The organism is Burkholderia paludis (assembly GCF_000732615.1).
Taxonomy (GTDB): Bacteria; Pseudomonadota; Gammaproteobacteria; order Burkholderiales; family Burkholderiaceae; genus Burkholderia; species Burkholderia paludis.
Window position 1 is genome coordinate 180631 of the sequence record NZ_JPGL01000020.1, and the last position, 13909, is coordinate 194539.

Consider the following 13909-nt stretch of genomic DNA (forward strand, 5'->3'; position numbering starts at 1 on the left):
CGCGCGGCTACCTACCGGCGCAGCGGCAAACGCCCCGCCGCCGTCACAGCAGCTTGTCGATATCCGCGGCGATCTCGTCGGGCTTGGTCGACGGAGCGTAGCGCTTGACGATGCGCCCTTCGCGATCGATCAGGAATTTCGTGAAATTCCACTTGATCGCCTTGAGCCCGAGAATGCCCGGCGCCTCGTCCGTCAGGTAGCGGTACAGCGGATGCACATGGTCGCCCTTCACGTCGATCTTCGCAAACATCGGGAACGTGACGCCGTAATTGCGCTCGCAGAACGCGCCGATCTGCGCGGCGTCGCCGGGCTCCTGCTTGCCGAACTGGTTGCACGGGAAACCGAGCACGTAGAAGCCGCGCGCCGCGTACTGGTCGTACAGCTTCTGCAGACCCGCGTACTGCGGCGTGAAACCGCACTCGCTCGCGGTGTTGACGATCAGCAGCACCTTGCCGCGATACGCATCGAGCGTGGCCGGCGCGCCGGCGAGCGTCTCTGCGCTGAACGAATACAGGGTGGACATCGGGCACTCCTTTTACGAAACCGGATCGACGTGGAGTCTAGGCGAAATTGCAGCGTTGCGGCACTCGCCGAACGGCCGATGTCCGGCACAAGCGGCGCGCAGTCTAGAATAGCGGTTTTGGCCAGTCATTTCCGCCGTGATCCGTTTCAATCAGTTCAGCCTTGCGCGCGGCACCAAGCCGCTGTTCGAGTCGACCTCGTTCGTACTCAATCCCGGCGAGAAAGCCGGCCTGATCGGCGCGAACGGCGCCGGCAAGTCGACGCTGTTCGCCGTCCTGCGCGGCGAGCTGCACTCGGACGGCGGCGATTTCTCGATGCCGCCGTCGTGGCGGATCGCCCATGTGTCGCAGGAGACCCCCGCGGTCGACCGCTCGGCACTCGAGTACACGCTCGACGGCGATGCCGCGCTGCGCGAGATCGAGGCGCGCATCGCCGCCGCATCGGCCGCGCATGACGGCGCCGCCGAAGCCGACGCGCACGCGGCGTTTGCCGACGCCGACGGCTACACCGCGCCCGCCCGCGCCGAAGCGCTGCTGCTGGGCCTCGGCTTCACGCTCGCGCAGACGCGCGAATCAGTCGCCAGCTTTTCCGGCGGCTGGCGCATGCGCCTGAATCTCGCGCAGGCGCTGATGTGCCGCTCCGACCTGCTGCTGCTCGACGAACCGACGAACCACCTCGACCTCGACGCGATCGTCTGGCTCGAAGACTGGCTGCATCGCTACCCCGGCACGCTCGTCGTGATTTCGCACGACCGCGAATTCCTCGATTCGATCTGCAACGTCACGCTGCATCTCGACAGCCGCCAGGTGAAGCGCTACGGCGGCAACTACTCGCAGTTCGAAGTGCTGCGCGCCCAGCAGCTGGCGCTGCAGCAAAGCGCTTACGAAAAGCAGCAGAAGACGATCGAGCACCTGCAGAGCTTCGTCGACCGCTTCAAGGCCAAGGCCACCAAGGCCAAGCAGGCGCAAAGCCGGATGAAGGCGCTCGAGAAGATGGAGCTGATCGCGCCCGCGCACATCGCGTCGCCGTTCACGTTCGAATTCCGCACACCCGACGCCGCGCCGAACCCGATGATGGTGATGGAAGAGGTCCGCTGCGGCTACCACGCCGACAACGGCGCGGAAATCCCGATCGTCGACCGCGTGGCGCTGTCGATCCAGAACGGGCAGCGCATCGGCCTGCTCGGCGCGAACGGCCAGGGCAAGTCGACGCTGATCAAGACACTGGCGGGCACGCTCGCGCCGCTGTCCGGCCAGGTGCGCGACGGCAAGGGGCTGACCATCGGCTATTTCGCGCAGCATCAGCTCGAAACGCTGCGCGAGGACGATTCGCCGCTCGCGCATCTGGCGCGGCTCGCACCCGACACGCGCGAGCAGGAACTGCGCGACTTCCTCGGCGGCTTCAATTTCTCGGGCGACATGGCGACGACCCCGGTCGGCCCGTTCTCGGGCGGCGAGAAGGCACGCCTCGCGCTCGCGCTGATCATCTGGCAGAAGCCGAACCTGCTGCTGCTCGACGAACCGACCAACCACCTCGACCTCGAAACGCGTCACGCGCTGACGATGGCGCTCGCGCAGTTCGAGGGCACGCTGATCCTCGTCTCGCACGATCGCCACCTGCTGCGCGCGACGACCGACCAGTTCATGCTGGTCGCGAAGCACCGCCTGCAGCCGTTCGACGGCGACCTCGACGACTACCGCGACTGGCTGCTGCAGCACGCGGCCGAGCAGCGCGCGGCCGCCAAGGCCGACAGCGCGGCTTCGCCGGGCGCGGGCGCCACCGCCAACCGCAAGGACCAGAAACGTCAGGCCGCCGAGGAACGGCAGCGCCTGTCGGTGCTGAAAAAGCCGCTGCAGACGCGCATCACGAAGCTCGAAAAGGAAATGGAGGCGCTGCACGCGGAAAAGGCGCGGCTCGACGCCTTCGTCGCCGATCCGGCGAGCTACGAGGCCGCACGCAAGACGGAACTGACCGACGCGATCCGCAAGCTCGGGGACGTCACCTCGCGCCTCGAAACGATCGAGGCCGACTGGCTCGCCGCGCAGGAAGAACTCGAGCAGATCGGCTGACAGCGGCCGCTGCACGGCCGGCCGATACGCCGGCCCGGCGTGCGGGCCGCTTCGGGGCGCCCCGGTGCCTCGCCCGGGCCACACCCCTTGCGCCGGGCCCGGATGCGACAAGGCCGGGCACGCCGGCCCGGCCTGTTCAGTGATCGTTGTCGTTCCCGGTGCGCGGGCAGCTCGCCGCGCTGCCGGCTCAGCGGCGCGGCAGCGTGTCGCGCGGCATCTGCTCGTCGTCGCCCATCAGGTGCCGGCGCCCTTCGGTCGGCCGCCGGATCGCCGCGGCAACTTCCGCTTCCGTCACGTCCTCGGACACGACCTTGCGCGCCAGCCGCCCTTCGTCGTCGATCCATTCGACGATCCGGCATCCGCCGCCCCAGGGCTGGAGAATCGGCTCCGACACGCGGCAGCCGCGCAGGTTGTAAAGGCGGTCGCCCGGCGCTTCCCCATACGATTTCAACATAGGTTCCCTTTGCGTTGCGCGGTTCGACAATCCGGCAAAGGATAGGGAAAAGCAATGTCCGGCGGGTTACAGAACCCTACATATTCTTTACAACGAATTACGCGACAGATCGCAGGCAGGCCCGGCCGGCATGGCTGCCGGGCCGGTCACTCGAGATCGCGCACGCGGTCGATCGCCTGCTCGATGCGCTCGACGGCCATCACGTTCAGCCCCTCGATCGCCTGTTTCGGCGCGTTCGCCTTCGGAATCAGCGCGGACGTGAAGCCGAGCTTCGCCGCCTCGCGCAGCCGCTCCTGCCCGCGCGGAGACGGCCGGATCTCGCCCGCCAGCCCCACTTCGCCGAACACGATCAGCCCCTTCGGCAGCGCCTTGTTGCGCATCGACGAATGGATCGCGAGCAGCACCGCGAGGTCGGCGGCCGGCTCGGTGATCTTCACGCCACCCACCGCGTTGAGGAACACGTCCTGGTCGAAGCACGCGATGCCCGCATGCCGGTGCAGCACCGCGAGCAGCATCGCGAGCCGGTTCTGCTCGAGGCCGACCGCGAGCCGGCGCGGATTCGGCACGTGCGCCGTATCGACGAGCGCCTGGATTTCGACGAGCAGCGGACGCGTGCCCTCCTGCGTGACGAGCACGCACGAGCCGGGCACGACCTGCTCGTGCTGCGACAGGAACAGCGCAGACGGATTCGCGACGCCGCGCAGCCCGCGCTCGGTCATCGCGAACACGCCCAGCTCGTTGACGGCGCCGAAGCGGTTCTTGAACGCGCGCACGAGCCGGAACGACGAATGCGTGTCGCCTTCGAAATACAGCACCGTGTCGACGATGTGCTCGAGCACGCGCGGGCCGGCCAGGTTGCCCTCCTTCGTCACGTGCCCGACCATGATGATCGCGGTGCCCGACTGCTTCGCGATGCGCGTGAGCTGCGCCGCGCATTCGCGCACCTGCGCGACCGAGCCCGGCGCCGACGTGAGCGCCTCCGAATAGACGGTCTGGATCGAGTCGATGACGGCCACGTCCGGCCGTTCCGCGTCGATCGCGGCCTGGATCTTTTCGAGCTGGATCTCGGCGAGCAGCTTCAGTTCGGCCGCCGGCGTGCCACCGTCGAGCAACGCCAGCCGTTGCGCGCGCAACGCGATCTGCGCGGCCGATTCCTCGCCGCTGATATACAGCGCGCGCCGCTCGTTCGCGATGTCGGCGAGCGACTGCAGCAAGAGCGTCGACTTGCCGATGCCCGGGTCGCCGCCGATCAGCACGACGCCGCCGGCAACCAGCCCGCCGCCGAGCACGCGATCGAATTCGCCGATGCCGGTCGAGAAGCGCGGCACGTCGGCCGCCTCGATGTCGACGAGGCGCTGGACGGGCGCCCGCTTCGCGAGCGACTGGAAACGGTGGGCGGACGGCGACTCGGCAACCGATTCGACGAGCGTGTTCCAGGCCTGGCACGACGGGCACTGCCCCTGCCACTTCGGGGTCTGCCCGCCGCACTCGCTGCAGACGTAGACGGTTTTCTGTTTGGCCACGCGTGACGCCCTTATTCCGCGCGCACCGGCACGCGGCCGGCGACCGCGCACATCAGCTCGTAGCCGATCGTGCCGCAATGGCGGGCGACGTCGTCGATCGACAGCGCGTTGCCCCACAGCTCGACGCGTGTGCCGATGCCGGCCTGCGGGCACGGGGTCAGATCGACGGTGATCATGTCCATCGACACGCGGCCGACGATCCGCGTGCGGATGCCGTCGACGATCACGGGCGTGCCTTCGGGCGCGACGCGCGGATAGCCGTCCGCGTAGCCGCACGCGACGACGCCGATCCGCATCGGCGCCTGTGCGGAGAACGTCGAGCCGTAGCCGATGGCCTGGCCCTTCGCGATCGTCTGCACCGCGATCAGCTCGGACGCGAGCGTCATCGCGGGCTTCAGCCCCGTGTCGGCGATATCGGACGACAACCCGGACGGCGACGCGCCGTACAGCACGATCCCCGGCCGGACCCAGTCGAAGCGCGTATCCGGGTGCCACAGCACGGCCGCCGAATTCGCGAGACTGCGCGCGCCGGCAATGTTCTGCGCGCCGCGCTCGAACGTCGCGAGCTGCTCGGCGACGCCGCGCTCGTTGTCCGCATCCGAAAAATGGGTCATCAACGTGATCTGGCCGATGCCGGGGCACGCGCGGGCGCGCTCCCACGCGGCGCGGTATTTTTCGGGCGAGTAGCCGAGCCGGTTCATCCCGCTGTTCATCTTGAGCTGCACGTTGACCGGTTTCGACAGCCGTGCCGTTTCCAGCATCCGCATCTGCTCGTCGTTGTGGACGGTCGTCGTCAGGCTGTAGCGGTCGATCACGTCGATGTCGGTCGAGCGGAAGAAGCCTTCGAGCAGCAGGATCGGGCCGGCCCAGCCGAGTTCGCGCAGCTTGACCGCCTCGTCGAGGTCGAGCAGGCCGAAACCGTCGGTGCCGCGCAGGCCGGGAAACGCACGTGCGAGACCGTGACCGTACGCGTTGGCCTTGACGACCGCCCAGACCTTGGACGGGCCGGCAAAGCGGCGGACGACGGAGAGATTGTTCGCGAGAGCGGCGGTGTGAATGGTGGCGGAGATCGGGCGCGGCATGGGAAATTTACGTAAAGACGCTTGCGAATCATCAGCTTACCGCGCCTTTTGAGCACTGAAGCCGACAATTTGCGGAACGATCGGGGAATCTTGCTAGTCCGAGTTGGCGTATTTTCATGTTATAAAGCCGTGCGCACAACCCATTTCGAACGGAATAAGCCGATCGCATACCAGGCGGCCTACGCGGCCCTGCCGCAGCGACGAAAGCATCGCATCAGATGAAAAAAGGTTTTTACACCATCATGGCCGCGCAGTTTTTCTCGTCGCTGGCCGACAGTGCGCTCCTCATCGCCGCCATCGCCCTGCTGAAAGACCTCCACGCCCCCAACTGGATGACACCGCTGCTGAAGCTGTTCTTCGTGTTGTCCTACGTGGTGCTGGCGGCATATGTGGGCGCGTTCGCGGATTCGCGCCCCAAGGGCCACGTGATGTTCATCACCAACTCGATCAAGGTGATCGGCTGCCTGATCATGCTGTTCGGCGCCCATCCGCTGATCGCGTACGGGATCGTCGGCTTCGGTGCAGCGGCCTACTCGCCCGCGAAATACGGCATTCTCACCGAGCTGTTGCCGGCCGACCGGCTAGTTGCCGCGAACGGCTGGATCGAAGGCACGACCGTCAGCTCGATCATCCTGGGCACCGTGCTCGGTGGCGCGCTGATCAGCCCGCACATCGCATCGCACGTGATTGCGCACACGCCGACGTGGATCAATACGCCTGCCGAAGCCGCAATCGCAGTCATCCTGTCGATCTACGTGATAGCGGCGCTGTTCAATTTGCGCATTCCCGATACCGGCGCCCGCTACCCGAAGCAGGAACGCGGACCGATCAAGCTGGTGGCCGACTTCGCCGATTGTTTCATGGTGCTTTGGCGCGACAAGCTCGGCCAGATTTCGCTCGCCGTCACGACACTGTTCTGGGGAGCCGGAGCGACGCTGCAGTTCATCGTCTTGAAATGGGCCGAGGTTTCGCTGGGCATGTCGCTATCCGAGGGCGCGCTGCTGCAGGCAGTCGTCGCATTCGGCGTTGCAGCCGGCGCGATTGCCGCGGCCAGCCGGGTGCCGCTCAAGAAGTCGCTGACCGTGCTGCCCGTCGGCATCGTGATGGGCATCGCGGTGATGCTGATGGCGTTCTATTCGCGCGACCTGTTTCCGCCGCACTGGGCCGCGCACTTCGGCCACCTGCGCATGCCCGTGTACCTGATCATCGCGTACATCTTCCTGATCTGCGTCGGGGCACTGTCCGGCTACTTCGTCGTTCCGATGAACGCACTGCTGCAGCATCGCGGCCACGTGCTGCTGTCGGCCGGCCACTCGATCGCGGTGCAGAACTTCAACGAGAACCTCTCGGTGCTCGTCATGCTGTGCCTGTATGCGGTGCTGGTGTGGCTCGACGTGCCGGTCGGCGTCGTGATCGTGCTGTTCGGCACGTTCGTCTGCCTGACGATGTGGCTCGTGATGCGCCGTCACCAGGCGAACCAGCGCCAGTTCGACTCGGTCGCGCTGATCGGCGAGTCGCGGCACTGACGCGCCCCTTCCCGTTCCTGTCCGCCGGCGCCGGTCTTCGAACCGGCGCATTGCCCCGATGACGCACCCGATACCCAACCTCCTGACGATTGCCGGCTCCGATTCGGGCGGCGGCGCGGGCATCCAGGCCGACCTGAAGACGTTCTCCGCGCTCGGCGCCTACGGCGCCAGCGCGATTACCGCGCTGACCGCGCAGAACACGCGCGGCGTGACGGGCGTGCATGCGCCGGACGCGGCGTTCGTGACCGCGCAGCTCGACGCGGTATTCGGCGATCTCCGTATCGATGCGGTCAAGATCGGGATGCTCGCGAATGCGGCAATCGTGCACGCGGTTGCCGACGCGCTGCGGCGTTACACGCCGCGCTTCGTCGTGCTCGACACGGTCATGATCTCGACGAGTTCCCACGCGCTGCTCGCGCCCGATGCGGTCGACGCACTGCGCGATGCGCTGCTGCCGCTGGCCACCGTCGTCACGCCGAACCTGCCCGAAGCCGCCGCGCTGCTCGGCGACGCGCCCGCGATCACCGAGGACGACATGGTCCGGCAAGGCCGGGCGTTGCTGCAGGCCGGCGCGCACGCAGTGCTGATGAAAGGCGGTCACCTGCCCGATGCGTCCGCGAGCCCCGACTGGCTCGTCGACGCGACGCGGACCGTCCGGCTCGACGGTCCGCGCGTTCCCGTCAACAACACGCACGGCACGGGATGTACGCTATCGGCGGCGATCGCCGCGCTGTTGCCCCAACGGCCCGACCTCGAAAGCGCCGTACGCGAAGCGAAGGCCTACCTGACCGGCGCGATCGCGGCGAGCGACCGCCTCGACGTCGGGCACGGCGCCGGCCCCGTCCATCACTTCCACCGCTGGTGGTAAGCACCGGCTGACGCGACGTCAGCCATCCTGTGCGGCGAACGCCCGCGCGCGCGCCGGCCAGTCGTCGGGCACGATGAAGCCGCGCGACGTCTCGCGCCACGTGCCGTCGCCGCCCTTCTCATGGATGCCGATCAGTGCGGGGGCCTCGCGCGTCGTCAACACGGACGGCAGCGTGAGCGCGGCGGCCAGCGGCTCGGGTTCGAAGCCGGCGTCGGCGGCAACCCGCCGCGGCGCGAGCCACGCCAGCCGCGGCAACACGCTCCATCCGGCGCCGGCGCGCTGCGCGGCCGCCCACGCCGGCCACTGCGCGTGCGTCAGCCAGAAGCCGCGCGGGTGATCCGGCGCGATTTCCACGGACACCGGCGGCAACGGCACGCCGTGCGGATAGAACAGCCAGCCCCGGATGAACATCTGTGCGTCGGACGGTGCGCCGTAGCCGAGCCGCGAAAATCCGTCGCGATCGCCGAGCCGCAACTGGTGGTCGAGCAGCCGGCTGCGCTTGCGATCGAACCGGTCGACGAGGTTGGGGCCGACGAAATCGGCCAGCGACGCATCGGCGTGCACCGGTGCGCAGAGATAGCACTTCACCGCGAGTTCCCAGTGCAGGCGCCGCCCGTCCGGCGCGTCGACGAGAAAATCGACTTCGCCGAGCGTCTTGCCGTTGCTGCGCAGCGGCAGATTGGCCGCGACGAGCCGCAGCGACGGGCCGTGCGTGAGGAAATACTCGAGCAGGCATTCCGCGTAGCGGCCGAGCCGCACGGGCCGCAGCCCGTCGAGCGCGCGATGCAGCGGCTCCGGCCGCGCATCGAGCGCGACGAGCCACGCTTCGACCGCCGCCCGCCCGGCCGCGTCCGGCCAAGGGAGCGCCAGCGGCGCGCCCGGGACCGCGGTGAGCAGGCTCGGGCTGGCGAGCAGCCAGCCCAGATCGCGAACCGCGACGTCGCGCAGCGTATCGACGCATGCGAACGCCGCGCCGGCCGTCATTGCCCGGCCGATCCGTTCGCGTCGGCGCCCCCGGTGCGCCTGAACGTGTCGCGCGCGAGGCACAGGTCGGCCCATGCCTTCGACTTGTCCTGCAGGCTGCGCAGCAGGTATGCCGGGTGGTAGGTCACGATCACCGGCACGCCTTCATACGCATGCACGCGACCGCGCAGCGACGCAATGCTTGCATCCGTCTTCAGCAAGGTCTGCGCGGCGAAACGTCCGAGCGCGACGATCAGCTTCGGCTTCACGAGCGCGACCTGCCGCTGCAGATAAGGCTCGCAGTTCGCGACCTCGTCCGGCTCGGGGTTGCGGTTGCCCGGCGGCCGGCACTTGATCACGTTCGCGATGTACACGTTGTCGCCGCGCTTGAGCGACAGCGATTGCAGCATGTTGTCAAGCAGCTTGCCGGCCTGGCCGACGAACGGCTCGCCCTGCTTGTCCTCGTTCTCGCCCGGCGCTTCGCCGATCAGCATCCAGTCCGCTTCGCGGTCGCCGACGCCGAATACGGTATTGGTGCGCTTCTCGCACAGCCGGCACAGCGTGCAGTCGGCCACGCGCGCGGCCAGCGCATCCCAGTCGAGCGCCGCAACCGGCGCTTCGGCCCGCCGCGACTCGGCCGCCGGCGCGGGTTCGCCCGGCGGGGCCGCGTCGAACCACGCGAAATCGTCCGCCTCGGCCGGCGGCAGGTCGTCCTGCCGCGGCATCGCATCGGCCGATACCGCCGATACCGCCGATACGGGCGCGCGATCGTCAACGGCGACACGGCGCGGCGCGCCCACCGGCTCGCGAACCGGCGACGCGTCGGCCGCCTGCCCCATATCGTCGCGCGCCGGCCCACGCGCCGCGCGCATCGGTTGCCCGGCCGCGTCGGCGGACACGCCGCCCGTCGCACCGGCCGGCGCGACGGCGGGCACATCGGCCGGCACGCCTTCATCCGCGCGCTCCCCGCGCCGCACCCAGATCTGCGCGAGGCCCATTTCCTCGAGCGCCGCTTCAGCCCACGCCATGCGCGTCCCCCTCGTCCTTGTTCAGCGTCAGACGCATCACGATCGCGTCCTCCCGGCTGTGATGCTTCGCCGGATAGTAGTTCTTGCGCCGGCCGATCGTCACGAAGCCGAAGCGCTCATACAGATGGATCGCGCGCGCATTGGACGGCCGCACCTCGAGCAGCACGCCGTCGAGCCGCTCCGCACCCGAAATGCGCACGGCCTCGCGCAGCAGCGCGAGGCCGGCGCCCGCGCGCTGCGCGGCCGGCGCAACGCACAGGTTCAGCAGATGCATCTCGTCGACCACCGGCATCAGCACGCAATAGCCGATCATCGAGCCCGTCACGTGCCGCAGGCACACGCCCAGATAGCCGTTGCGCAGCGAATCCTCGAAGTTGCCGCGGCTCCACGGGAATTCGTAGGCGACGTGCTCGATCGCGACGACCTCGTCGAGATCGGCATCCGTCATCGGCGCCAGATAGCGGTCGCTCAGCAACACGCCGGTCATCCCTTCGCTCCAGCCGCCTGCGCGGCCCGTGCCGCGACGCGCTCGGCGGTCGTCTGCGCGACCTTGTCGCGCACGTATTCGGGCGCGGCCTGGTCGGCCGGCACCGTCCGCCCTGCGCGGAACGCGCGCAGCGCGGCATGGGCGACCGCCAGCGCATGCGGCAGCGCGTCGCCGTCGATCGCGGCCGCACGGGCCGCGGCCGGCCACTGCGCGCCGAACGCAGCAGCCGCATTGCCTGCGAGCGTGAACGGCACGTCGGGCACGCCGACGGCGCCCGGTGCATCGAGCGAAGCCGGATGCAGCGTCTGCCAGTCGCCGGCGCCGTCGTCCCAGACGAAGTCCGCCCAGTAGGCTTCGTCCATCCGCGCGTCCAGCGCGGCAAGCACGCGCTGCGTGCCGGGCGTGCGCAGCCGCGCGTGCTCGGCGCACGCGAGCAGCGTGCCGATCGGCACGACCGGCAGCCCGCTTCCGAACGCGAGGCCCTGGGTAATGCCGGTCGCGGTGCGCAGGCCCGTGAACGAGCCGGGGCCCGCGCCGAACGCGATCGCATCGCAATCGGCGAGCGTCAGCCCCGATTCGGCGAAGAGTTCCTGGATCGCCGGCAGCACGCGCGTGCTCGACACGGCGCCCGTCAGCTCGTGACGGACCCAGGTTTGCGGGTTGGAAACGGCGTCATCGGCATGAGCCGAGCGCAGCAGGGCGACCGAGCAGTATTCGGTCGACGTATCGATGGCGAGGAGCACTGTTTGCGTCATGGCCGACATTGTAATGCGACGCCCCGCTCCCACGGGCGATCGGACCCGATCCGGGCCTGCGCGCCGCGCAGCCGGCGGTTTGGAAGGATCGCTCGACCCCGCGCGGCGGCCCGCTTGTTAAGATCGCCCGACCTGAAACCCTTACGGAGACACCCGATGAGCGACCTCACCGCCCAATTCGACCAGGCCCAGATCGACGTCAAGCAACTGACGGAACGGCCGGGCAACCTGACCCTGCTGCGCCTGTACGCACTCTTCAAGCAGGCCACCGACGGCGATGCGCACGGCGACAAGCCGGGCTTCACCGATATCGTCGGCAAATACAAGTACGACGCCTGGGATGCGCTGAAGGGCACGTCGCAGGATGCGGCAAAGCAGCAGTACATCGAACTCGTCGAATCGCTGAAGAACGGCACGGCTTCCTGACCGGATCCCCCGCAACCGCAATAGGCAATCAAATCAGTGGCGCAGCGCAGCAAATCTCTTTATAATGCTGCCTGCGTCATCCCCGCGCTCGGCTCGCAAGCCGTTCCGGCCCGACGCCTCGTAGCGTTAAGCTCCAATCCGGTTTAGAACCTGTCCCCTCCTGCTTCGACCTTCGCGGTCGTCACTTATCAGGCTGGCGGCCCCGCTCCTGAAGCGCGCCGCACCCAAAACAGCTTCTAATGCCTCATCCGCCGATGGTTCGGCGGATTGCACCCGTTTCCCGATTTGCTCGCTGAATCCGACGACTTGGGTATGCGCGATTGGCGCCGACGTTTCACCCACTGTGTTTCAAGGATTGTTATGACTTCGAGCATCAACTCCAGCCCGCTCAACGCGATCGCCGACCAGGCGCTCGGTCTCGACGCCGCCGCACCGGCCGCAGTCGAACCGGCGTCGGACGAGCCGAGCTTCGCGTCGCTCGGGTTGTCGCCGGAGATCGTCTCCGCGCTGCAGGCAGCCGGCTACGTGAAGCCGACGCCGGTGCAGCAGCGCGCGATTCCGGCCGGCATCGCCGGCCGTGACCTGCTGGTCTCGAGCCCGACCGGTTCGGGCAAGACCGCCGCATTCATGCTGCCCGCTATCGAACGTTTCGCGCAGCTCCAGAAGACGCAGGCGCAGCAACCGCGCGCGCCGCGTGAACCGAACCAGGGCGACCGCCGCGTGCGCCGCCCGCAACCCGTCGCCCGCCCGGGCCTGCTCGTGCTGACGCCGACCCGCGAACTCGCGATGCAGGTCACCACGGCCGCCTCGACGTACGGCAAGCACCTGAAGCGCCTGCGCACGGTCAGCATCCTCGGCGGCGTCGCCTACGGCCAGCAGCTGATGCTGCTCGCGAAGAACCCGGAAATCCTGGTCGCCACGCCGGGCCGCCTGCTCGATCACCTCGAGCGCGGCCGCATCGACCTGTCCGAGCTGAAGATGCTCGTGCTCGACGAAGCCGACCGCATGCTCGACATGGGCTTCATCGAAGACATCGAGACGATCGTCGACGCCACGCCCGAGTCGCGCCAGACGATGCTGTTCTCGGCCACGCTCGACGGCAAGATCGGTTCGCTGACGAACCGCCTGCTGAAGGATCCCGAACGCATCGAGATCCAGCAGCGCCTCGAGTCGCGCGCCAACATCGCGCAGACCGTGCACTACGTCGACGACCGCGACCACAAGGATCGCCTGCTCGATCACCTGCTGCGCGACGACGCGCTCGACCAGGCGATCATCTTCACGGCGACCAAAATCGACGCCGACCAGCTCGCCGGCCGTCTCGCCGACGCAGGCTTCGAATCGGCCGCGCTGCACGGCGACCTGCCGCAGGGCGCGCGCAACCGCACGATCCGTGCGCTGCGCGAGCGCCGCGTGCGCGTGCTGGTGGCAACCGACGTCGCGGCTCGCGGCATCGACATCCCGGGCATCACGCACGTGTTCAACTACGACCTGCCGAAGTTCGCGGAAGACTACGTGCACCGCATCGGCCGTACCGGCCGTGCAGGCCGTTCGGGCATCGCGGTGAGCCTTGTGCACCATGCCGAGCAAGGCGCGCTCAAGCGCATCGAGCGCTTCGTCCGTGCGCCGCTGCCGGTCAACGTGATCGAAGGTTTCGAACCGCGCAAGGCGCCCCCGCGCAACGGCGGCAACGGCGGTCGCGGCCGTCCGGGCGGCGGTAACGGCGGCCGGCGTTTCGGCGGCAAGCCGGGCGGCGGTCACGGCGGCAACGGCCGCAGCTACGGCAGCGGCAATGGCGGCGGCTGGAGCGGCAAGCCGGGCGGCAGCCGTGACGGCGGCCCGCGTCGCGATGGCCAGCGCAGCAGCGGCCCGCGCCGCGGCAATTCCGCATCGTAAGCACACACGGGCGGCTCCCGGCCGCCCGACGGATGGCTCCGCCAATCCGGCAACCGGCGCACCTGCGCCGGTTTTTTTTCGCCCCGCCCACCATTTCACGATGCGGAAAATTTTTTTGCGTCGTAAAAAATCGTGCTGCACGGCACAACCCATACGATTGCGGGATGGGAAAATGCATTTCTTATCTTGGAATAAAAACTATAAGTCGCTGATTTAAAACAACTAAAAAATCAGCAACTTCCCGCCGCCGCCCCTGTTTCGCTCCCGCCGATTTGCCTAGACTCTTATACAAGACTTCACGAAACGCGAG

At 68.2% G+C, this 13909-nt stretch carries 13 protein-coding genes; 5 read left to right on the forward strand and 8 right to left on the reverse strand.

The annotated features are described in order from the left end of the window. Positions 1 to 43: 43 nt before the first annotated feature. Positions 44 to 523: a glutathione peroxidase gene (locus GQ56_RS0114740; protein ID WP_031399383.1), complete on the reverse strand. Its 480-nt coding sequence runs from the start codon at positions 521 to 523 to the stop codon at positions 44 to 46. Between the two features lie 136 nt (positions 524 to 659). Between GQ56_RS0114740 and GQ56_RS0114745 the strand changes: the two genes are divergently transcribed. Next, positions 660 to 2591 (forward strand): ATP-binding cassette domain-containing protein, encoded by a 1932-nt coding sequence (locus GQ56_RS0114745; protein WP_031399384.1) that lies wholly within the window; start codon positions 660 to 662, stop codon positions 2589 to 2591. A 187-nt stretch (positions 2592 to 2778) separates the two neighbouring features. Here the strand turns inward: GQ56_RS0114745 and GQ56_RS0114750 are convergent, their stop codons facing one another. The 3 genes from GQ56_RS0114750 to alr all read right to left on the reverse strand — a co-directional run bounded on the left by GQ56_RS0114750 (position 2779) and on the right by alr (position 5650). Beyond that, a complete protein-coding gene (locus GQ56_RS0114750; RefSeq protein WP_031399385.1) occupies positions 2779 to 3045 on the reverse strand; it encodes a DUF2866 domain-containing protein in 267 nt (88 codons plus the stop codon). 146 nt (positions 3046 to 3191) lie between these two features. After that, entirely contained in the window at positions 3192 to 4568 is a 1377-nt protein-coding gene (gene radA / locus GQ56_RS0114755; RefSeq protein WP_031399386.1) for a DNA repair protein RadA, read from the reverse strand. A gap of 11 nt (positions 4569 to 4579) precedes the next feature. Beyond that, positions 4580 to 5650, reverse strand: coding sequence for an alanine racemase (alr, locus tag GQ56_RS0114760; protein WP_031399387.1), 1071 nt, complete (start codon positions 5648 to 5650; stop codon positions 4580 to 4582). Between the two features lie 218 nt (positions 5651 to 5868). Between alr and lplT the strand changes: the two genes are divergently transcribed. Next, complete coding sequence (lplT, locus tag GQ56_RS0114765) at positions 5869 to 7176, forward strand: lysophospholipid transporter LplT (RefSeq protein ID WP_031399388.1); 1308 nt, start codon at positions 5869 to 5871, stop codon at positions 7174 to 7176. Positions 7177 to 7234: 58 nt separating this feature from the next. Continuing rightward, positions 7235 to 8044, forward strand: coding sequence for a bifunctional hydroxymethylpyrimidine kinase/phosphomethylpyrimidine kinase (gene thiD, locus GQ56_RS0114770; RefSeq protein ID WP_031399389.1), 810 nt, complete (start codon positions 7235 to 7237; stop codon positions 8042 to 8044). A gap of 18 nt (positions 8045 to 8062) precedes the next feature. On the opposite strand, the gene GQ56_RS0114775 is transcribed toward thiD, so the two are convergent. Genes GQ56_RS0114775 through tsaB form a run of 4 tightly spaced genes read right to left on the reverse strand, consistent with a single transcriptional unit; the run spans position 8063 to position 11286 of the window. Then, complete coding sequence (locus GQ56_RS0114775; protein ID WP_031399390.1) at positions 8063 to 9028, reverse strand: DUF1853 family protein; 966 nt, start codon at positions 9026 to 9028, stop codon at positions 8063 to 8065. Then, complete coding sequence (locus tag GQ56_RS0114780; RefSeq protein ID WP_031399391.1) at positions 9025 to 10035, reverse strand: uracil-DNA glycosylase; 1011 nt, start codon at positions 10033 to 10035, stop codon at positions 9025 to 9027. Before GQ56_RS0114780 ends, GQ56_RS0114775 begins: the two co-directional genes overlap by 4 nt. Further along, positions 10022 to 10522: a ribosomal protein S18-alanine N-acetyltransferase gene (gene rimI, locus GQ56_RS0114785; protein WP_031399392.1), complete on the reverse strand. Its 501-nt coding sequence runs from the start codon at positions 10520 to 10522 to the stop codon at positions 10022 to 10024. The genes GQ56_RS0114780 and rimI overlap by 14 nt, the downstream gene beginning before the upstream one ends. Next, positions 10519 to 11286, reverse strand: a complete 768-nt coding sequence (tsaB, locus tag GQ56_RS0114790; protein ID WP_031399393.1) for a tRNA (adenosine(37)-N6)-threonylcarbamoyltransferase complex dimerization subunit type 1 TsaB — start codon at positions 11284 to 11286, stop codon at positions 10519 to 10521. Before tsaB ends, rimI begins: the two co-directional genes overlap by 4 nt. A gap of 147 nt (positions 11287 to 11433) precedes the next feature. Here tsaB and GQ56_RS0114795 point away from each other — a divergent pair, with 147 nt between their 5' ends. Together GQ56_RS0114795 and GQ56_RS0114800 are read left to right on the forward strand one after the other, a co-directional pair. Next, the gene (locus GQ56_RS0114795; protein WP_031399394.1) at positions 11434 to 11703 is read left to right on the forward strand and encodes an acyl-CoA-binding protein; all 270 of its coding nucleotides are present in this window, start codon (positions 11434 to 11436) and stop codon (positions 11701 to 11703) included. A gap of 360 nt (positions 11704 to 12063) precedes the next feature. Beyond that, positions 12064 to 13599 (forward strand): DEAD/DEAH box helicase, encoded by a 1536-nt coding sequence (locus GQ56_RS0114800; RefSeq protein WP_031399395.1) that lies wholly within the window; start codon positions 12064 to 12066, stop codon positions 13597 to 13599. Positions 13600 to 13909 lie beyond the last annotated feature (310 nt).